Genomic DNA, 19,941 nt, shown 5'->3' with positions numbered 1-19,941 from the left:
CGGTGAAACGAGGATCGGGGCATCGACGCCGCTTTCACGCAGGTCGTCGAGCATCTCGACCGCCATCTCCCCCTCCTCCGGATCGACCATGCTCACCAGCACCTCGGTGTCGGACGACAGGAGGCGCCGGATATCCCGGGCATCCGATGGACCACACTCGACAATCACCACATCATAGGCGGCCGACAGGGATTCCATGATGATCGGCAGCCGGTCTGCCGCCCGCATGGCGCGTTTCGGATCGGCCGTGCCGACCGGAATGATGTGGCACTCGGAAAAGAGGTCCGTGTGGATCACATCGGCAAACTGCGCTTCCGAGGCGAGAAGGTTTGTAATCCCGGCATAGGCGACGCTTTCGAGCATCGGCAGCGACGCAGCGCCTGAAGCGGTGAGGTCGAGCAGCAGAACGCGCAGGCCGGAATCGGCCACGTCCCGCGCCACCAGAACCGAAGCGGCCGCCGCTTCATCGCCCTCCGGCGAGATGAACAGGGCGCGTCCCGCGCCCCCCGCCACCAGCCGTTCCGACGCCTGTTCAATGTCGATCTCGCCATAGCGCGCCGGTTTCACGGGCTCCAGCCGCACCTCCGGTCGTTCGGCGAAGACCGGAATACGCGCCCGTTCGGTATCCACATCCGTGAGTTCCGGCTCACCGGTGCGGACCTCCTCCAACGGCTCTTCGCGCGGCATTCGTGCCGTCGCGGGGACCGGAGCCGGGACACCGGCTGTCGGGCGCATGGCGCGGCCGCTGAAAAGCTCCTGCAGGAGCGTCATGACGGCCATGATCAGAAGCGACGCGACAAAGGCTGCCACCGTGATCGGCACGATTTTTGGGAAATAGGGTTCGCTCGGCGTGATGGCGCGCGAGAAAATGCGCACATCCGCCGGCAGGTAATTCCGGTCGCTGCGCGACGCGGCCTCACGATAGCGCGTCAGGTAGGATTCGAGCAGTTCGCGCTGGGCGGCGGCTTCGCGTTCCAGAGCCCTCAGTTCCACCTGTTCTTCTTCGGCAACCGCGGATGCGGCTTTGAGGCGGTTGAGTTCTGCGTTCAGTTCTTCCTCACGCCGCTCGGCCGTCGCGGCCTCGGCCTCGAACCCGGCAAGCACCTTGTTGGCTTCGCTCCGGATCTGCGCATCGAGATCGGCAAGCTGGGACCGCAGCGCGCGAATGCGCGGATGATTGCCGAGCAGTGTCGTCGAGAGATCGGCGATCTGTGCGTTGAGCTCCACCTGTCTTTCGCGCAGGCGCTGGATGAGCGGCGACGCCATGACTTCGGGCAGCGTTTCCACCGAAGCGCCACTTTGAAGCGCGCTGCGAACCGAAGCGGCCTGTGCCGTCGCTGCAGACCGGTTCGCGCGCGTGCGGGAAAGCTCGCTCGACAGTTCGGCAAGCTGTTGTGTGGCCAAGACGGTGTTGTTCTGGCCAAGCAGAAGGTCGGACTGCGCCCGGTATTCGGCAACACGCGCTTCCGCTTCCTTCACGCGCTCGCGCAGATCCTGGATTTCCGGCTCGAGCCACTGGGTTGCACTGGTGTTCGACTGGAGCTTGGCATCGCTCTGCACCGCCACATATGCGTCGGCCACGGCATTGGGAATTTCAGCCGCGAGCTTGGGATCTTCCGACGAAAACTCGATAACGATGACGCGCGAATTCTCCACACGGTAGACGGTCAGGCGCTCGCGGAACGCGCGCAGAACCTTTTCTTCCGCCGTTCCTTCAACCGGAGCACTCTTGAGGCCCGCCATCACAAGCAGACCGGACAGAAAGGAACCACCGTCACCGGCAAATTCGCCGCGATTGGCGAGATTGAAATCCTCGGCCACGCGCGTGAGAATTTCGGTGGAGGTGATGAGCTCAACCTGGCTTGCCACCCCCTCACCGTCGAGAATCGGACGGTCGCCGTCATTCACGCCCTGCGGGCGGGTGTAGATGGATTCGCGTGTCTCGATCAGCAGCCTTGTCTGGGCGCGATATTGAGGCGTCACCGTATAGGTAACCGCAAAAACCAGTCCCGTGATGACGAGCGCGGCGAAGAGAATGCGTGGCCATTTTTGCCGGACGCTGGCAAAAAGCCGGCCCAGGTCGACATCCACGTCACCATGCGCGATCTGATCGCTGTTCATCCAGTTGGCTCCCAATCTGCTTGGCGCCAAGGTAAACGGGCATAGTAACCAGCCGGTTAAAGCTTCGCGCCTTCCGCTAGATTGAAAAAGCATGCGCGTTATGGGGGTATAAGGCGCAGCTTTACCCGACATTAACCCTAACGGATGGATAAAACGAGCATGGTGCCTGCTTTCGTGGAGATGTTGCAGACAGATCACGGGCGGGACTGGGTGACGTCAGAGGTTTGCAGTCGGTCATGATGAAAACAGCCAAACTCCTGCCAGTGCTGGCAGCTTTCGTCCTTGTTGCGGGCTGTTCGGGATATCGCCCGGCGCCGGCGGCATTTCACGAAGCGCTTTACCAGCCCTATGTGCTCGATGCCGGAGATTCGCTGCGTGTCACCGTTTTCGATCAGGACAACCTGACCAACACCTACAGCGTCGACCAGGCCGGGTACATCGCATTTCCGCTGATCGGTTCGGTTCCTGCGCGTGGCAAGACCTCAAAACAGGTTGAGCAGTCCATTGCCGGCATGCTGAGGCAAGGTTATCTGCGCGATCCGGATGTAACCGTGGAGATCGACCGCTACCGCCCTGTCTTCGTGATGGGTGAGGTCGGAGCACCCGGGCAGTATTCCTATGTTCCAGGCATGACGGTTCAAAAGGCCGTGGCCGCCGCCGGCGGTTTCAGCCCGCGCGCCAACCAGAACAATGTCGACATAACACGCGATATCAACGGCAAGGTCATGACCGGTCGTGTCGTTACGTCCGATCCGCTGCTTCCCGGTGACACGGTCTATGTCCGCGAACGCCTGTTCTGAAGCACATCCTCCAATAAGGGCCGAGGCCTTGCCAACCGGCGAAAAACTGAGGATCGTCCACTGTTTTCGCTCTCCCGTTGGCGGAATTTTTCGCCATGTTCGCGATTTGTGCGATGCGCAGCGTGCCGCCGGGCACGAGGTTGGCATAATCTGCGATTCCACCACGGGCGGGACGTATGAAGCGAACCTCATCGCGGAACTGGAGCCGCGTCTTTCGCTGGGGGTGAAGCGGACGCCCATGCAGCGTCATATAGGACTTGGCGATCTGACCGCTGCGCGGCGCGCCTATGGCGTCGTACGCGGGATGCGTCCCGACGTCCTTCACGGTCACGGCGCCAAGGGCGGCGTCTACGCGCGCGTCTTCGGCTCCCTGATGCGATTGTCCGGCCAGAAGCCCGCACGCATCTACTCCCCACACGGCGGCAGCCTGCACTACGCCGCCGAGACCGCCACCGGTCGCTTCTTCTTCTCGATCGAGCGCATGATGGATCGCCTGACCGATCACATCCTGTTCGTTTCGGACTACGAGCGGCGCACATTCGAGCAGAAGGTCGGCCTTCCCCGCGCACCCTTCACGCTCGTCTATAACGGCCTGACCGCTGACGAATTCACCCCGGTCCGGACAATGCCGGGCCCAGCAGATTTCCTCTACATCGGCATGATGCGCGACCTGAAAGGTCCCGACCTCTTCATCGATGCGCTGGCGCTGGCGGAGAAATCGCTGGATCGCAGCCTCACCGCCGTCATGGTTGGAGATGGCGACGATCTCGGTCGTTACAAGCGCCAGGCGCAGGATCTTGGATTTGGCGACCGCATCCGCTTCCTGCCGGCCATGCCCGCCCGCGATGCGTTTTCACTGGCACGAATCATGGTTGTGCCCTCGCGCGCCGAGGCCATGCCCTATATCGTGCTGGAGGCACTGGCGGCAGGCCGCACGCTGATCGCCAGTTCGGTGGGCGGAATTCCAGAGATATTCGGCGAGGATTCCCCTGCCCTCACGCAACCGGACTGCGAAGCCATTGCCGCGAAAATGCACCTGGCATTATCCGATCACGCAGCCTTTCACGCGATCATGCCGTCGCTCGATGATCTTCGTATGCGCTTCGGTGCGGACGTCATGGCCGCAGCCATAGAGACTGCCTACCGCGCCAGCCTGAAAGCAAATCGTTAAGCAAGAAAACGAGCATTTCCGGCAACCCGTTGCCTGAAACAGAATCTTAGCCCCTCCCACTTATGTTGCGATCGCAAAAGTCAGGGGGCATTGCCGTTCATGAACCAGATCGACCCGAAGCGGCTCCAGACGTCGAGGGCACCACGAAAGCCGGGCATGCTGAAGGCGGGAGACGAGCAAAGCAGGCTCAACCCCATCGCCTGGCAGGTCGCACAGCAATACAAGCGCGAAACCATGTCGCCGGTCATGGTTCTCGGCGTCATGCGTCTGGTGGAGTTCTCCATGCTGCTCTTGAGCGGCTTCGTTCTCTACACGCTCTATGTCGGCCTTTCACCGGTTCTCTTCTGGCACTACATGACCGTCATCGGTGGCGGCTCGGTTCTCATGATCGTGCTTTGCGAGTTCACAAGCTGCTACCAGATGCGCGCACTGCGTAACCCGACCGGCTCGATGGGACGAGTGCTGGTTGCGTGGATGGCGACGTTCGCAGCCCTGGCCCTGACGGGCTTCTTCCTGAAAATCTCCGACAGCTTCTCGCGCGTCTGGCTCGGTTCCTGGTTCGTGTGCGGGTTTGGAGCGCTTCTTGTGCTGCGCATCACCATGTCGCAGCTCCTGCGCCGCTGGGCTCGCAATGGCACGATCGAGCGCCGCGCGGTCATCGTCGGTGGCGGCTCCAATGCCGAACAGCTCATCCGCTCGATCGAGCAGCAGCCCTACAACGACATTCGCATCTGCGGTCTGTTCGACGACCGCGACGACCTGCGTTCGCCGCCCGTCGTCGCCGGCTATCCGAAGCTCGGCACCATCACCGAGCTGGTGGAGTTCACCCGCATCGCCCGTATCGACATGCTGATCGTCGCGCTCCCGATTTCGGCTGAAAAGCGTGTTCTATCGCTCCTCTCGAAGCTCTGGGTGCTGCCGGTCGACATTCGGCTGTCGGCCCACGCCAACCATCTGCGCTTCCGGCCCCGCGCCTATTCCTACATCGGCTCGGTGCCGATGCTCGACATTTTCGACCGGCCCATCAACGACTGGGATTCGGTTGCCAAGCGGGGTTTTGACATCCTCTTCAGCCTGATCGGCATCATCGTCTTTTCACCGATCATGCTTGCGACGGCCATCGCCATCAAGCTCGACAGCAGGGCCCCGTGCTCTTCAAGCAGTTGCGGCACGGCTTCAACAACGAACCGATCGAAGTCCTGAAGTTCCGTTCCATGTATGTCGAGCAATGCGACCCGACCGCGAAGGCGGCAGTCACCAAGAACGACCCGCGCGTCACGCGTGTCGGCCGCATCATCCGCAAGACCTCCATTGATGAGCTGCCGCAGTTCTTCAACGCGCTGTTTGGCAGCCTCTCCCTTGTCGGTCCACGGCCGCATGCGGTAACGGCGCAAACCCACAATCGTCTCTATGAAGAAGTCGTCGACGGTTACTTTGCCCGTCACAAGGTCAAGCCCGGCGTCACCGGCTGGGCGCAGATCAATGGCTGGCGCGGCGAGATCGACACGGACGAAAAAATCCGCAAACGCACGGAATACGACCTTTACTACATAGAGAACTGGTCGCTCTGGCTCGATCTCAAGATCCTGTTCCTGACACCGATCAGCCTGTTCAACACGGAAAATGCCTATTGAGCCTGCTCGCCTACGATAGACCGCCGCCGGGCCTGCCCCGCGCCGCCGTTGACGCCAAGCTGGTTTCACTCATGAAGCTGGCGGCGATCGGTCTTGGCGTTTTCCTGTCCGGCTTCGTTATCCGTGAACCGGCCCCCTATGAACTCTATATGGTCGGCCTCATCGCCGTCTGGGCGCTGGCGGGCCTCAGGATATCGCGGCGTGTCGCACCGCTTCTGGCGCTGCTCATCGCCTTCAATATCGGCGGCCTCATATCGCTCTCGCAGCTGGCCGATCTCGGCACGATCCCGCTCTATATCGCGGTCTCTCTGTTTCTGGCGCTCACATCCGTGTTCTTCGCCGCGATCGTCGAGGCGGAGGCCGAGCTGCTTTCCGTTGTTTTCCGCGCCTGGGTGGCCGCCGCCGCGATCACGGCGTTGTTTGGAATTCTCGGTTACTTCAACGCCTTTCCGGGCGCTGCAATGTTCACCAAATTCGGGCGCGCGGCCGGCGTTTTCGAAGATCCGAACGTGTTTGGTCCGTTCCTGACACTACCGGCAATCTACCTTCTCTACCTGATCCTGACGGCGCGCCCGGGAATTGCCTTTCTTGCCGCGCCGCTGCTTCTCATCGTTACGGGTGGCATTTTCTTTTCCTTTTCGCGCGGCGCGTGGGGCCTCCTCGTCTTGACCTCGAGCCTTCTGGTGCTTGTCGTCTTTCTCAATGCCGGAACTGCCACCGCGCAGCTGCGCATCGCCGTCACCGCGCTTCTGGCGGTTGCCGGCATCGCGCTTGCCCTCATTCTCGCGCTTCAGATTCCCGCCGTATCGGAACTCTTCACCCAGCGCGCTCAGCTCGTGCAGGATTACGACAGTGCCCGCCTTGGCCGCTTCGCACGTTTCGGCATCGGTTTCGGCTGGGCCACAGAACATCCGCTCGGCATCGGCCCCCTCCAATTCGGCCAGATTCTCGGTGAGGACACGCACAATATCTGGCTGAAGACGCTGCTCGATTATTCCTGGCTGGGTTTCGCAGCTTATCTCACGCTGATCCTGTGGTCGCTTGCGGCAGGTTTCCGCATCCTCTTCCGCCGCCGCCCCTGGCAGCCCTATCTGATCTGCGTCTACATCGTCTTCGTTGGTCATGTGGCGCTCGGCACGGTGATCGACACCGATCACTGGCGCCATTTCTATCTCCTGCTTGGTCTGCTTTGGGGGATGATCGCGCTCGAACAGCACTGGATGGCAAAGCGCTATCGGAACCTGTCCTTGGGCTAAAACATCTTGCAGTCAGGAGGCTTCACCTCACGTCCGCATCAATGCGGAAAACAACGAGATGGAGCGGAACGGCGTTTCTTTGGAGCGATGAACCACTCCGAAGCGATCAGCTCCACCTGCCGGGCCGACTCCTGCGTCAAGCGCCCGACAGCGCCAGCATGCAGGCGAAGCCCAAGAGAACGACGCCCGACACGATCTGAAACACATCATACCGGCCCTGCGTCAGAAAACGCTCCCGAACATGGTTCGCCATGAGTGCATAGACGCTGAGAGAAACGACCGACAAAGCACAGTAGGTGAAGACCAGCAAGGCCGACTGCTGCAGCAACGCCCTTTCTGGATCAAGCACCTGCGGGAAGAGCGCCGCGTAGAACAAAAGAGCTTTCGGGTTGGTGACAGCAAGCAGCAATGCTTCCCGAAAAAGCGCGCCTGCGCGAACAGGACAGTCGAGTTTGCCAGGTCGGGCGATGCGTTCACGCCGGACAATCAGTTTCGTTCCGAGCCAGGCAAGATAGCCGGTTCCGACCCACCGGAAAGCGGCCCATAGAATGTCGGACGTGATTACAAACGCGGAAACACCCCACGCGCACAGCGCTCCTCCCACGCAAGCCCCAAAGCATTGCCGAAAATTGTCGGAAGGACGGGCAGGAAACCCAATTGCAGCGCCCTTCTCAGTGTATTCAGGTTCGCGGGACCAGGGGTTACGATGTTAGCAGCCGATATCGTCGCAAAGGACAACCAGACAGCCCAGACCATGACTTGATGCTCCGAATTGCAGAAATTGCGCATCAATTTAGCAAAGAGGCCAGGCGGGATTGTCCGCTACTATAAAGATATTTCGGGAAACTTTCCTTAGAAACGGAAGCTCCACTCTGCTATCCATTCAGAATGGAAGATTCATTCGACAAGCTCGACCTCATGCTTTTGCGCGCGCTGTGCCGGGATGCGAGGCTCAGTTGGCGCGAACTCGCGTCGTTGACTGGCGTATCGGCCCCGACGGTGCGCGATCGCGTTCGGCGCCTTCAGGATATGGGAGTGATTCAGGGTTTTGTCGCCGAATTGTCGGCCAAGGCGCTCGGCTATACGCTTGAGGCGATTGTGAGGTTCAAACCATTTCCGGGAAAGGTTCACCTGCTTTCCGAAATGATCGTCATGACAGATCGCATCGTGCAGTGCGACAAGGTGACTGGTGAGGACGCTTTCGTCGCGCGTATCCTGCTCAAGGATATTTCCGAGCTCGATGAAGTATTGGAGGCATTCTCCGCCCACGCCTCCACACAAACGTCAGTCGTGAAATCAAGCCCCGTACGCATGCGCCCTCCACCGCCTGCATGAGGTGAAGCATTCACGGCCAAGTCAGAGACAGGCTTAGACCTGTAAATTATGCAGAAACCTGCAAATCAGCAGGCCGCGGCGTCAGATGGTGGACGCTGCAACATGCTGTAATGTTTAGAAAAAATGGTCGGAGCGGCGGGATTCGAACCCACGACCCCTTGACCCCCAGTCAAGTGCGCTACCGGGCTGCGCTACGCTCCGAACCGGCGCAAGGGATATAGTTTCCGCATCGCACGCGCAAGGCCTAAAAACAATTCAATGGTAAAAAGCCGGCACGAGCGCTGACTTTCAACAAGCCCCCTCTTCCGACCCGGCAAGAACGGCTTAACGCACCTGGTCGAGCAGGCGCTTGCATTCCAGAAGATCGAACAGCGCCTCCTGCAGAAGCGCCCTGTTGTCGCGTGAAAGGCTTGCCGCATCGGCGGTGACAGGTCCCTCCTGCTCGCCACGGCCGAGGCCGAAAAAGCGCTTGCTTGGCCTCGCCTTCGGCGTTCCCACCAGAACCTCCTCTTCGGAGGCAGTCTTCTCGGCCTCAGCCTGGTGGCTCTGCGCAATGGCCTCCACGGCGGCCACATCGCCCCGGCCGATCGCCACGACGAACTGGTTGCCGTTCTCACGCAGGAGTTTCTGCACGCCCTTGATCGTGTATCCCTGGTCATAGAGCATGTGGCGGATGCCCTTGATCAGGTCGATGTCCTGCGGCCGGTAATAGCGGCGGCCGCCGCCTCGTTTCAGCGGCTTGATCTGCGAAAACCGGGTCTCCCAGAAGCGCAGCACATGCTGCGGCAGGTCCAGCTCTTCAGCCGCTTCGCTGATTGTGCGGAAGGCGTCGGGGCTCTTGTCCATGATCGTGCATCTCCTGCAGGCCGGCGCACTACGCCGTCACCCGTTCGAACCGGGCGACCTGCGCACGGCATAAGCCGCGTGAGGCAACGCCCATCGATTCGTGAGTGTAAACCACTTCGCGGTTCAGAAAAAACCGTTCAGCCCTGCTCCAGACCGCCAGAGTGGTTCACCGTTTCACGGAAACGCCGCTCCGCTCTATCTGCCTGACTTCCTGCATTTGCGCTGACGTCAGGTGATTCCACCTGACTGCAAAATGCGCTGGGCGTTCAGGCGCTCTTGCGCATGCGCCTCGACTGGTGCGCCTTGAGAATGCGGTCCTTGAGAACGTTCGAGGCCTTGAAGGTCATCACCCGGCGCGGAGAGATCGGCACTTCCTCGCCGGTCTTGGGGTTGCGGCCGATGCGCTCGTTCTTGTCGCGCACCTGGAAGGTGGCAAAAGAGGAAAGCTTCACCGTTTCGCCGCGGACCACCGCGTCGCAGACTTCCTGCAGAACCATTTCGACAAGCTGAGCGGATTCGGTTCGTGACAGTCCGACCTTCCGATAGACGGCCTCAGCCAGCTCGGCACGCGTCAGTGTCTTTCCCCCCATAGGGCTACCCATCCAGATCTTGAAAATGCTTGTGATTTCAATACGCGGCGCTGACGTTACAAAAAATGCTTTGCAACGGTCAAGGACGATACACGTGATTTGCTTCCACTACCAGCGCACCAGCACCGCGCCCCAGGTAAAACCGCCGCCCATGGCCTCGAGAAGCACCAGGTCGCCCTTCTTGATCTGGCCACGCTCGACAGCCACAGAAAGCGCCAGCGGCACCGAGGCGGCAGACGTGTTGCCATGCAGGTCCACCGTCACCACGACCTTTTCCTCGGCAATTCCGAGTTTTTTGGCCGAAGCGTCGATAATGCGCCGGTTGGCCTGGTGCGGGACGAACCAGTCGATGTCCTCGGCGGTGATGCCGGCCTTGTCGAAAACGTCCTCGATCACGTCGGTGATCATGCCGACGGCATGTTTGAAGACTTCTCGCCCCTGCATGCGAAGGTGCCCCACCGTGCAGGTGGTCGACGGGCCGCCATCGACGTAGAGCTTGTCGCGCTGGCTGCCGTCGGAACGCAGCGACGAGGCGATGACGCCGCGCTGTTCCAGTGCCGCTTCACCATCCTCAGCTTCGAGGACCACTGCGCCGGCCCCGTCGCCGAAGAGCACGCAGGTGGTGCGGTCGTTCCAGTCGAGAATGCGCGAAAAGGTTTCGGAGCCGATCACCAGCATCCGTTTTGCCTGACCGCCGCGAATGTAAAGATCGGCGGTGGTGATGGCGTAGACGAAGCCGCTGCAGACGGCCTGCATATCGAAGGCGAAGCCGCCGGACATGCCGAGCCGCTCCTGGATTTCGACAGCAGTCGCGGGAAAGGTGTTGTTGGGCGTCGAAGTCGCCAGAATGATCATGTCGATATCCGCCGGCGTCAGGCCGGCGCTGTCGAGAGCCGCGCGTGCTGCCGCCTCACCCAGGGATGCCGTCGTCTCGTCCTCCGAGGCGATGTGGCGCTGGCGAATGCCGGTCCGCTGAACGATCCACTCGTCGGTTGTATCGACCAGTTTCTCGAACTCCGCGTTCTTCATGATGCGGCGCGGCAGAGCAGAGCCAATGCCACGCACGACGGATCTAGTCATTACAGCGTCCTATTCATTCACGGCTGCAGCGCCGGCAGCCACCTGCGGCTTGCGGGCGTGATAAAGGTCCAGGGTAGCACGCGTCCTGTCGAGCAGGTGACTGCGTGCCATTTCATATCCAAGCTCGACGGCGGCAGCAAAACCTTCCGCATCCGCCCCGCCATGGCTTTTGACAACAATGCCGTTGAGGCCGAGAAAGACGCCGCCATTCACCTTGCGCACGTCCATCTTCTCGCCAAGGCGCTGGAATGCGCCGCGTGCGAAGAGATAGCCGATGCGCGCCATCAGCGTACGGCTCATGGCTTCGCGGAGATAGCCGGCAATCTGTCGCGCCGTGCCCTCGGCGGTTTTCAGCGCGATGTTGCCGGCAAAGCCTTCCGAAACCACCACGTCGACGGTGCCCTTGCCAATGTCGTCGCCTTCGACGAAGCCTTCATAGCGCATCGTGTTGAGCGCGGCCTCGCGCAGCATGCGCCCGGCCTCCTTGACCTCTTCCTGACCCTTGATTTCCTCGACCCCCACATTCAGAAGGCCGACCGTCGGTCGGTCGAGATCGAACAGCGCATTGGCCATGGCGGCGCCAAGGATGGCAAAGTCGACCAGTTGCTGCGCATCAGCGCCGATCGTCGCGCCCACATCCAGAACGATGCTTTCGCTGCGCATGGTCGGCCAGATCGCGGCGATCGCCGGCCGCTCTATATCGGCCATGGTGCGCAGGCAGAATTTCGACATCGCCATCAGCGCGCCGGTGTTGCCGGCGGAGACGCAGGCATCCGCCTCGCCGTTTTTCACCGCTTCAATGGCTTTCCACATGGACGACTTCCAGCGGCCCTGGCGCAGGGCCTGGCTCGGCTTGTCGTCCATCCGCACCGCAACCTCGCAATGCGTGAACTCGCTCACATCCCTGAGGACGGGTAAGCCGTCGAGCACCGGCAAAACGGTGTCTTCACGGCCATAGATCAGGAATCGGGCGTCAGGACGCCGTTCGATGACCTTGGTCAGGCCACGCAGCGTGACCTCGGGACCATGATCCCCACCCATAGCGTCAATCGAAATGCGTACACGCGTGATGTGCCTCAATGGTTGATCGGGCGCCGGTATCGGCTCAAATGTGCGGCGAAAATAGCGTTTTTGGCCGGTGGCACAACCTCGTTTCGCGCCTTCTTCGTGCAATTCAGGACTTTTGTCCGAGCTTTCGCAGGCCCTCATAGAGGGGCCCGGCCTCTTTTGGGGCTTCCTCGTGCTGTTCGGCAGCCTCCATAACAGCCCCGGGCCTGCGCGGATAGGGGTCAATGCCGAGCGTGAAGAACTCCACCGCCAACACACCGACGTCAATGATGCTGCCGTGAAACGTGTCAGGCATATCCGGGCCTTCCGCGTCCAGCACGAACTCGCCGCCCTCCACTTCGTTGCGGGCGAGCCGCGATCCTTCCGGCACCAACATCGCCGACACATCTTCCTCGATGTGGCTCGAGACCGGCTCCAGCGTCACCACACAGGCCTGGGTGATGTCAGCCTCAACCGTGCCGGTGATGCGCACGCCATCGGCTTTCCAGGGCCGCACGGTGAGCTCTGCTGCAAAACGCTCGACGGAAAGGAGATCGTGCTCTTCCGCCAGCGCCCTGCGCTCGGCCTCGTCTGCGTTGATGGAGACCGTCATTCCCTTGCGCGCAAGGCGATGGACGTTCACCTCGTGCGAGATCGGCGTTTTCTTCTTTTCAGGCATGGCTCAATTCTCCCTTTCAGCATCAGGGAATGCAATATCGGCCGCGATCAGGCGTTCCGTCTGCTGGCTTTCGAGCGACGCCGCAGCGGCAAGCGCGTATCGCGCAATCGGCTCGGCACCGGTCCAGCCCTCGGAGTCCGGGCGAATGTTGCGGCGCAGGGCTGCGGCCAGCGCTTCCACATCGCCCGCGTCAATCGCTTCGCCATAGGCGGCAGCACGGCCGTAAAACATGCGTGCCAGCTTCTTGATCCGCTTGGGTACACCCAGATCGCCGATTCCCAGCTCGCGAATCGCATGCTCCACATCGGCGAAGAAGACGTCGGTGACCTCCTGCGCCACCTCGCGGACGACTGCGCTCTCCTCATCGCGCACCCGGCGCAGAAACAGTATCATGTTGAGAGCAATCATCTCGAAGCGACCGAGCGGCGTATCGGGTACCTCCCAGCGTGCATAAAAGACAGGCTGCCGCGAGCCGCCACGATTCGTTCATACAAGCCGTCGATGACCACACGGCGCGAACGCTGCCCAAAGCCAAACAGCTTCTGGAACATGAGAAATGCCCTCCCTCGGGGCTGGTTTGGGACAGGATCAGGTTGCATCGGCGCTTAAGCTGGTTTACCCGTTTTGCCGGCGGGGACAAGGGCTTTCGCTCGAAAGCCTTCGCGCCGGGGACGCTATGGAGATGTCGTTGCAGGTGAAGAAAATCAACAGTTATCCTGTCGGACGCACAATTTTGGCTGCCGGTCTTGCCGGCGCAGCGGCTGTGTTGTCCGGCTGCAATGTCGCCAACACGCTGGATGCGCGCGAAACGCTGACCCAGGGCTATGTCATTGACGAGCAGGCGCTGGAACTCGTTCCCGTCGGCTCGAGCCGTGAACAGGTGCTTCTGGCACTTGGTTCGCCGTCGACAACGGCGACCTTCGACAACGAAGCCTTCTATTACATCTCCCAGAAACGTGTGCGCGGGGCCGCCTTCATGCGTCCGCGTCTCGTCGAGCAGCAGGTTCTCGCCGTTTATTTCGGCGATGACGAGCGTGTCTCGAAAATCGCCCATTACGGCATGGAAGACGGCAAGGTGTTCGATTTCATTTCACGCACCACGCCGACAGGCGGCAAGGAACAGACGTTTATCGGCCAGATTCTCGCCGGTGCCTCGAAGGGCGGCCCGCCGGCGGGCCTCTTCGGCGGCGGCGGCTGACCGATCACAGATCTTAGGCAACACCAAAAGCCCGCGAGCCATGCTCGCGGGCTTTTTCTTTGCAACCGGTGCAGACTTTGCCTGCTTCTCAGTGCGCAAGAACGGCCAGCATCAAGAGCGCAATGATGTTGGTGATCTTGATCATCGGATTCACCGCAGGTCCTGCCGTGTCCTTGTAGGGATCGCCCACCGTATCACCGGTCACGGAAGCCTTGTGCGCCTCCGAACCCTTTTCGTGCTTCGTGCCGTCTGCATCCACGAAACCATCCTCAAAGGATTTCTTGGCATTGTCCCAGGCGCCGCCACCGGCGGTCATGGAGATTGCCACGAACAGCCCCGTCACGATGACACCCAGAAGCATGGCGCCAAGCGCGGAGAAAGCTTCGCTTTTCCCTGCAATGGCATAAACAACCGCAAAGGCAACCAGCGGCGAGAGCACCGGCAGAAGCGAAGGCACGATCATTTCCTTGATCGCGGCCTTGGTCAGAAGGTCGACCGCCGCGCCGTAGTCGGGCTTTTCCTTGCCTTCCATGATGCCCGGCTTCTCGCGGAACTGCCGGCGCACTTCCTGCACGATCGCACCACCAGCACGGCCGACCGCCGTCATGGAAAGCCCGCCAAACAGGAACGGCAACAGACCACCGAAGAGAAGACCGACAACCACATAGGGGTTTGAGAGCGAGAAATCGACGCTCACGCCTTCAAAGAAGGTGCCCGGCTCCGCATTCGCGGCAAAGAACTTCAGGTCTTCGGTATAGGCAGCAAAGAGCACCAGCGCGCCGAGACCGGCAGACCCGATGGCATAGCCCTTGGTCACTGCCTTGGTGGTGTTGCCGACCGCATCGAGCGCGTCGGTCGTCTGGCGCACCTCGCTCGGCAGATCTGACATTTCGGCGATGCCGCCGGCATTGTCCGTCACCGGACCGAACGCATCGAGCGCCACCACCATGCCTGCCAGTGCCAGCATGGTCGTCACCGCGATGGCGATGCCGAACAGGCCTGCCAGATTGAACGACAGGATGATGCCGGCGATGATGACGATGGCTGGAAGCGCCGTCGCCTCAAGCGAGACGGCAAGGCCCTGAATGACATTGGTGCCATGGCCGGTCACCGATGCCTGGCTGATGGAACGCACCGGCCGGTAGCCGACACCGGTATAATACTCGGTGATCCAGATGATGAGGCCGGTCACGCCGAGCCCCACAACGCCGCACCAGAAGAGCGACGTTCCGGTGAATTCGGAACCATTGCTTGCCGAAAAGGCGGTCGAACCGCCGAGCCACCCCCAGACAATGCCGCCAAGTGCGACGACCGAAAGTGCGGCAGTTGCCCAAAACCCCTTGTAGAGCGCGCCCATGATGGAGTTGTTGGAGCCGAGCTTGACGAAAAACGTCCCGATGATCGACGTCACCACGCAGGCAGCGCCAATGACCAGCGGGAAGAGCATGAGCGTCAACGCCACTTCGCCGGTGAAGAAGATCGAAGCGAGCACCATGGTGGCGACGACCGTCACCACATAGGTTTCGAACAGATCGGCAGCCATGCCCGCGCAATCGCCGACATTGTCGCCCACATTGTCGGCGATGGTGGCCGGGTTTCGCGGATCGTCTTCGGGGATGCCCGCTTCCACCTTGCCCACCAGATCGCCGCCGACATCAGCACCCTTGGTGAAAATGCCGCCGCCCAGACGCGCGAAGATGGAGATGAGCGACGCGCCGAAACCGAGCGCCACCAGTGCGTCGATGACGATGCGGTCCGTTGGCGCATGGCCGAGCGGCCCTGTGAGAACCCAGAAATAGACTGACACCCCAAGCAGCGCGAGGCCCGCCACCAGCAGGCCGGTGATCGCACCGGACTTGAAGGCGATGTCGAGGCCGGCGGCGAGGCTGTTGGATGCCGCCTGCGCCGTGCGCACATTGGCGCGCACCGAAACGTGCATGCCGATGAAGCCTGCGGCAGCCGAGAGCACCGCACCGATGAGGAAGCCGATGGCCGCCACGGAGTTCAGAAGCCACCATGCGAGAATGAAGACCACGACACCGACAATGGCGACAGTGGTGTACTGCCTTGTCAAATAAGCCTGCGCCCCCTCCCGGATGGCACCGGCGATTTCCTGCATGCGTGCATTGCCCTGATCGGCGGCCAGCACCGACCGGGTTGCCCAGATGGCATAGAGTATGGAAAGCACACCGCAGGCGATGACCACGTAAAGCATGTTCATTGCCAATCTATCCCTTGATTTCGACCCGCGACTGGAACCCCCTCCCGGGTCACGCTGAAAAGGCCGGCGGCATTCGCGCCCCTCCCGGCCCAATGCGCGCAGCTTGGGCGAAGCCGCGCGGACACGTCAAGCTTGTGTAGGGATAATTTGTCGCAGGGATGCGCCGGCGCGGCCGCCGACGCCCTGTTCTCAAGGGGTTGCGTGTCAGGCGACCTGTCTGGAGCGGCGGTTGAGAGCCATGACACCCAGCGCAAGAAGGCACGAACCGGCGACGGGAATCACGATCCAGGCGAGCATGTTCCAGCCGAACGCATTGTAGATCTGGCCCGACATCAGCGAGGCAAAGGCCGTGGTCGAGAAGAGCAGAAAATCGTGCACACCCTGCACACTGTTCTTTTCCGATGGCCGGTAGCACTCGGCCACCATCGCCGTTGCGCCGATAAAGCCAAAGTTCCAGCCGATGCCAAGCAGGATCAGTGCTGTCCAGAACTGCCATAGCTCGATGCCCGATAACGCCACGATGGCGCAGGCAATGAGCGTCACAAGCCCCGTAGCCACAATGGTTTCCTTGCCGAAGCGCGCGATCAGCCGGCCGGTGATGAAACTCGGTGCGAACATCGCCATCACATGCCAGGAAATGCCAAGTGTTGCCTCGTCAGGCGTGAATCCGCAACCCACCATGGCGAGCGGCGCACCCGTCATCACGAAGCTCATCAGGGCGTAGGAGGCGACGCCGCAAAAGAGCGAAACCAGAAAACGAGGCTGCAGGAGAATCTGAGACAGCGGCCGGGCCGGCTCGTGACTGTCAAGCGCTGCTGAAGGGGCTTCCTTTGGCAGGCGAAGAAAGGAGAGGATGAAAGACCCCAGGAGGCCGAGCACCACCAGAGCGGCGAAAGCCCCGGCAAACTGGATCGGTGCGAACAGGTCACGTGTGTAGATCACGGTCTGCGGGCCAATGATCGCGGCAAAGACGCCGCCGCCCAGCACCCAGGATATGGCTCTGGGCTTGAAATCGGAGGGCGCATTGTCCGCTGCCGCAAAGCGGTATTGCTGCAGGAACGCATTGCCGATGCCTGCAAGCAGGAGACCGAAGGCGAACAGCCAGAAACTGCTCTGGAAAAGGGCTGACGCAGCAACGAAACCGCCGCTCGCCGTCACCAGACCGCCGGCCATGAAGCCGTTGCGGCGGCCGACAGCCCGCATCAGGGCGGCAGCGGGAAGTGCGCCAAGCGCGATGCCGACATTGAAACCCGTTACGGGTGCCGTTGCGAGCGACTTGTCGCTGCCGAGCAGATAGAAACCGGCGAGACCGCCCATGGAGATGGCGATCGGGGCAGCGGAGCCGACGATGGCCTGTGCGGAGGCAAGAATCAGAGCGGTGCGTTTTGCCTCGCGGTACAGGTCATCGCGCGTGCCGGTCATTCCGGGTCTTTCCCCCTGCCCTCATTGCGGCTGCGCCGGGCAACCCGGTCGAGCACGGCATTGACGAGCTTCGGCTCGTCCTCGGTGTAGAACGCCTTGGCGATGTCCACATATTCCGAAACGATCACGGCAACCGGCACGTCCTTGCGCCGTGTAAGCTCGTAGACACCGGCGCGCAGGATGGCGCGCAGCGTTGAATCGAGACGCGAGAGCGGCCAGTCCTCCGTCAGCGCCTTGCGGATCACCGGATCAATCGTCTTCTGTCTTCGACAACGCCCGACAGAATGGCGCGGAACCATTGCGGATCGGCATCGCGGTAAAGCTCGCCGTCGATCTCCTTGCCAAGGCGGAAAAGCTCGTACTCTGCCGTGGTCTCGAGCAGGCCGGTGCCTGCAACGTCCATCTGATAAAGCGCCTGAACGGCTGCAAGGCGGGCTGAACCCCGTTTGTTGGCCGGGCGAAAGCCGTCTGCGGTCGGTTCGGTCACATCAAGCTCCCATGCGCTGTTTGAGCGCAATCATCGTCAGTGCCGCTTCTGCGGCGAAATATCCCTTGCCCATGCTTTCGCCGCTGGTGCCCTCGCTCTTCTCGATGCGGGCAAGCGCCTGGGCTTCGTTCTCGACGGTCAGGATGCCATTGCCGATGGCGAGATTCTTCTGCACGGCGAGGTCCATCAGCGCGCGGCTCGATTCATTGGCAACCACATCGAAATGATAGGTCTCGCCGCGGATAACGCAGCCGAGCGCCACGTAACCATGATAAAGCGGACCGCCATTGCCCGACGCCGCAAAGGCAATCGCTGCAGGCACTTCGAGCGCTCCGGGAACCGTTACCACATCATAGGCAGCCCCGGCGGCATCCAGTGCTGCCTTTGCACCTTCAAGAAGACCATCGGCCAGATGGTCGTAAAAACGGGCTTCGACGATCAGCAGCCTAAAGGCGCGCGCATCGGCCATGGACATTCTCCACACGGCATAAACTCTAAAATGAGAGCGCTGCCTTAAGCCTCTTTGGCGGCATCTGCAAGACGTGCGGCGTAACGGGCCATCGTATCGACCTCGATATTCACCCGGTCGCCCACCTTTCGCTCTCCCCAGGTAGTGACGGAAAGCGAGTGGTGAATGAGCAGAACATCGAACCGCGCGCCGTCAACACGGTTGACCGTGAGCGACGTGCCGTCCAGCGCCACCGAGCCTTTCGGCGCAATGAACTTCGCCAGTTCCTTCGGCGCTTCGAGCACGAAGCGAACGGCCTCGCCCTCATCCCTGCGCTCGACGATTTCAGCCATGCCGTCCACATGACCCGAGACGATATGTCCACCCAGTTCGTCGCCCACCTTTAGCGCGCGTTCCAGATTGATGCGCTGTCCCTGCTGCCAGTCGGAAACCGTGGTCAGCCGCAGCGCCTCTTCCCACGCCTCCACCTCGAACCAGCGCGTGTTCGCGCCCGCTTCTGGCAGTTTCACCACGGTGAGGCAGACACCCGAACAGGCGATGGACGCACCGATATCGATGGTCTCGGGATCGAAATTGGTCTCGATGCGCAACAGCACCCCTTCGTCGCGCGGGGTGACGGACTGCACCACGCCTATGTCCGTGACAATGCCGGTGAACATCACTCGCCTTTCACATATTCCAGATACACATCGTCGCCGAACCGCGCCTCGCGCAGCAGGCGAAAACCTTCCGGGATATGGTCGCGATCAAGAGGCGCGGCAATCCCTCCAGCGCCGATTTTCGATGGCCCAGTAAAGAGTGCGAGCCGGTCAACCAGCCCTTCCGCAAGGAACATGCGGGCGGTGAAGGCTCCCCCCTCCACCATGAGGGTGAGGATGCCCCGCGCCGCCAGGTCTTCCAGGAACTCCGGCAGCGCGATCTCGCCGTCATGGAGCTCGACGCCGAGAAAATCGACGCCCGCCTCGGCCAGAGCCTTTCGGCGCTCCGGGGCGCAATCTTCCGCCGCCGTCATCAGCACCGGCACATCGCGCGCAGTTCGCGCCAGACCAGATTGCGCCGGCAGCTTCATTCCCCGGCCGAGAATGACACGCAGCGGCGAGCGTGTTTCAAGCCCCGGCAGCCGGCAGGTCAGCGACGGATCGTCCGCCAGCGCCGTCCCGATACCGACGAGAATCGCGTCGCTCTCGGCGCGCATCATGTGCACCTGCCGGCGCGACGCGGGGCCGGTGATCGCGACCTGCCCCTCGCCTGTCCGCCCGATCATGCCATCGGCGGATATGGCAAGCTTGAGAATCACTTCCGGCCGTTTCTTCTCGGATCGCGTGAGATACCCACGCAGCATGTCGGCCGCCTCTTCGGCCAGCACACCCTCGACCACCTCGATGCCCGCTTCGCGCAGGATGGCGTAGCCCCTGCCGCTCACGCGCGGATCGGGATCGCTCGCCGCCCCCACCACACGGGTAACGCCGGCGGACACCAGCGCATTGGCGCAAGGGGGTGTGCGGCCGTGATGGGCGCAGGGTTCGAGCGTCACATAGGCCGTTGCGCCACGCGCCGCCTCGCCGGCTTCCGCCAGCGCCCTGCG

Annotated in this window: 18 protein-coding genes, 1 tRNA gene and 2 pseudogenes; 6 read left to right on the top strand and 15 right to left on the bottom strand. The window is 61.5% G+C overall.

Annotated elements, in window-relative coordinates; genetic code table 11:
* Positions 1 to 2,121, bottom strand: a 2,121-nt coding sequence (locus tag JCM21793_RS17700) for a GumC family protein (protein ID WP_025031207.1), incomplete at its 3' end; no start/stop codon positions are given.
* 236 nt (positions 2,122 to 2,357) lie between these two features.
* Here JCM21793_RS17700 and JCM21793_RS17695 point away from each other — a divergent pair.
* From JCM21793_RS17695 to JCM21793_RS17680, 4 genes and pseudogenes are all read left to right on the top strand, one after another.
* Positions 2,358 to 2,921 carry a polysaccharide biosynthesis/export family protein gene (locus JCM21793_RS17695; protein ID WP_025031206.1) on the top strand — a complete coding sequence of 188 codons (564 nt, stop codon included), beginning with the start codon at positions 2,358 to 2,360 and terminating at the stop codon, positions 2,919 to 2,921.
* Between the two features lie 46 nt (positions 2,922 to 2,967).
* On the top strand, positions 2,968 to 4,092 hold the full coding sequence (locus tag JCM21793_RS17690) for a glycosyltransferase family 4 protein (RefSeq protein WP_081784758.1): 1,125 nt from the start codon (positions 2,968 to 2,970) through the stop codon (positions 4,090 to 4,092).
* A gap of 99 nt (positions 4,093 to 4,191) precedes the next feature.
* Positions 4,192 to 5,726: pseudogene (locus JCM21793_RS26800) on the top strand (undecaprenyl-phosphate glucose phosphotransferase).
* Positions 5,723 to 6,982 carry an O-antigen ligase family protein gene (locus JCM21793_RS17680; RefSeq protein WP_025031204.1) on the top strand — a complete coding sequence of 420 codons (1,260 nt, stop codon included), beginning with the start codon at positions 5,723 to 5,725 and terminating at the stop codon, positions 6,980 to 6,982. The pseudogene JCM21793_RS26800 and the gene JCM21793_RS17680 overlap by 4 nt, the downstream one beginning before the upstream one ends.
* A 136-nt stretch (positions 6,983 to 7,118) precedes the next feature.
* On the opposite strand, the gene JCM21793_RS28390 is transcribed toward JCM21793_RS17680, so the two are convergent.
* On the bottom strand, positions 7,119 to 7,586 hold the full coding sequence (locus JCM21793_RS28390; RefSeq protein WP_202901442.1) for a LysE family translocator: 468 nt from the start codon (positions 7,584 to 7,586) through the stop codon (positions 7,119 to 7,121).
* 284 nt (positions 7,587 to 7,870) lie between these two features.
* On the opposite strand from JCM21793_RS28390, the gene JCM21793_RS17670 reads away from it, so the two are divergent.
* Positions 7,871 to 8,317 (top strand): Lrp/AsnC family transcriptional regulator, encoded by a 447-nt coding sequence (locus tag JCM21793_RS17670; RefSeq protein WP_025031203.1) that lies wholly within the window; start codon positions 7,871 to 7,873, stop codon positions 8,315 to 8,317.
* A 124-nt stretch (positions 8,318 to 8,441) separates the two neighbouring features.
* Here JCM21793_RS17670 and JCM21793_RS17665 read toward each other — a convergent pair.
* The 7 genes from JCM21793_RS17665 to JCM21793_RS26790 all read right to left on the bottom strand — a co-directional run bounded on the left by JCM21793_RS17665 (position 8,442) and on the right by JCM21793_RS26790 (position 12,952).
* Positions 8,442 to 8,518 (bottom strand) — tRNA-Pro (locus JCM21793_RS17665).
* 123 nt (positions 8,519 to 8,641) lie between these two features.
* Positions 8,642 to 9,163 (bottom strand): MerR family transcriptional regulator, encoded by a 522-nt coding sequence (locus JCM21793_RS17660; protein ID WP_007007937.1) that lies wholly within the window; start codon positions 9,161 to 9,163, stop codon positions 8,642 to 8,644.
* A gap of 266 nt (positions 9,164 to 9,429) precedes the next feature.
* Positions 9,430 to 9,753 carry an integration host factor subunit alpha gene (locus JCM21793_RS17655; protein WP_007007938.1) on the bottom strand — a complete coding sequence of 108 codons (324 nt, stop codon included), beginning with the start codon at positions 9,751 to 9,753 and terminating at the stop codon, positions 9,430 to 9,432.
* Between the two features lie 108 nt (positions 9,754 to 9,861).
* Positions 9,862 to 10,833, bottom strand: a complete 972-nt coding sequence (locus JCM21793_RS17650) for a beta-ketoacyl-ACP synthase III (RefSeq protein ID WP_007007939.1) — start codon at positions 10,831 to 10,833, stop codon at positions 9,862 to 9,864.
* A 9-nt stretch (positions 10,834 to 10,842) separates the two neighbouring features.
* The gene (plsX, locus tag JCM21793_RS17645) at positions 10,843 to 11,904 is read right to left on the bottom strand and encodes a phosphate acyltransferase PlsX (RefSeq protein WP_280113536.1); all 1,062 of its coding nucleotides are present in this window, start codon (positions 11,902 to 11,904) and stop codon (positions 10,843 to 10,845) included.
* Positions 11,905 to 12,007: 103 nt separating this feature from the next.
* Positions 12,008 to 12,559, bottom strand: coding sequence for a YceD family protein (locus tag JCM21793_RS17640; RefSeq protein WP_025031201.1), 552 nt, complete (start codon positions 12,557 to 12,559; stop codon positions 12,008 to 12,010).
* 3 nt (positions 12,560 to 12,562) lie between these two features.
* Positions 12,563 to 12,952 carry a ubiquinol-cytochrome C chaperone family protein gene (locus JCM21793_RS26790; RefSeq protein WP_306306772.1) on the bottom strand — a complete coding sequence of 130 codons (390 nt, stop codon included), beginning with the start codon at positions 12,950 to 12,952 and terminating at the stop codon, positions 12,563 to 12,565.
* 283 nt (positions 12,953 to 13,235) lie between these two features.
* On the opposite strand from JCM21793_RS26790, the gene JCM21793_RS17630 reads away from it, so the two are divergent.
* Complete coding sequence (locus JCM21793_RS17630; protein WP_025031200.1) at positions 13,236 to 13,757, top strand: outer membrane protein assembly factor BamE; 522 nt, start codon at positions 13,236 to 13,238, stop codon at positions 13,755 to 13,757.
* Positions 13,758 to 13,845: 88 nt separating this feature from the next.
* Here JCM21793_RS17630 and JCM21793_RS17625 read toward each other — a convergent pair whose 3' ends face one another.
* The 6 genes and pseudogenes from JCM21793_RS17625 to ribD all read right to left on the bottom strand — a co-directional run.
* On the bottom strand, positions 13,846 to 15,978 hold the full coding sequence (locus tag JCM21793_RS17625; RefSeq protein WP_025031199.1) for a sodium-translocating pyrophosphatase: 2,133 nt from the start codon (positions 15,976 to 15,978) through the stop codon (positions 13,846 to 13,848).
* A gap of 204 nt (positions 15,979 to 16,182) precedes the next feature.
* Entirely contained in the window at positions 16,183 to 17,400 is a 1,218-nt protein-coding gene (locus JCM21793_RS17620) for an MFS transporter (RefSeq protein WP_025031198.1), read from the bottom strand.
* Positions 17,397 to 17,803: pseudogene (nusB, locus tag JCM21793_RS26785) on the bottom strand (transcription antitermination factor NusB). The gene JCM21793_RS17620 and the pseudogene nusB overlap by 4 nt, the downstream one beginning before the upstream one ends.
* Before the next feature lie 85 nt (positions 17,804 to 17,888).
* Positions 17,889 to 18,356 carry a 6,7-dimethyl-8-ribityllumazine synthase gene (gene ribH, locus JCM21793_RS17610; RefSeq protein ID WP_025031197.1) on the bottom strand — a complete coding sequence of 156 codons (468 nt, stop codon included), beginning with the start codon at positions 18,354 to 18,356 and terminating at the stop codon, positions 17,889 to 17,891.
* Positions 18,357 to 18,400: 44 nt separating this feature from the next.
* Positions 18,401 to 19,015 (bottom strand): riboflavin synthase, encoded by a 615-nt coding sequence (locus tag JCM21793_RS17605; protein WP_007007948.1) that lies wholly within the window; start codon positions 19,013 to 19,015, stop codon positions 18,401 to 18,403.
* A partial coding sequence (ribD, locus tag JCM21793_RS17600) for a bifunctional diaminohydroxyphosphoribosylaminopyrimidine deaminase/5-amino-6-(5-phosphoribosylamino)uracil reductase RibD (RefSeq protein ID WP_025031196.1) occupies positions 19,015 to 19,941 on the bottom strand: 927 nt, incomplete at its 5' end. The genes JCM21793_RS17605 and ribD, both read right to left, overlap by 1 nt.

Origin of the sequence: Nitratireductor aquibiodomus NL21 = JCM 21793, from assembly GCF_000615975.1 — a bacterium.
In the GTDB taxonomy this organism is placed as follows: domain Bacteria; phylum Pseudomonadota; class Alphaproteobacteria; order Rhizobiales; family Rhizobiaceae; genus Nitratireductor; species Nitratireductor aquibiodomus.
This window is presented reverse-complemented; position numbering and strand designations above follow the sequence as displayed.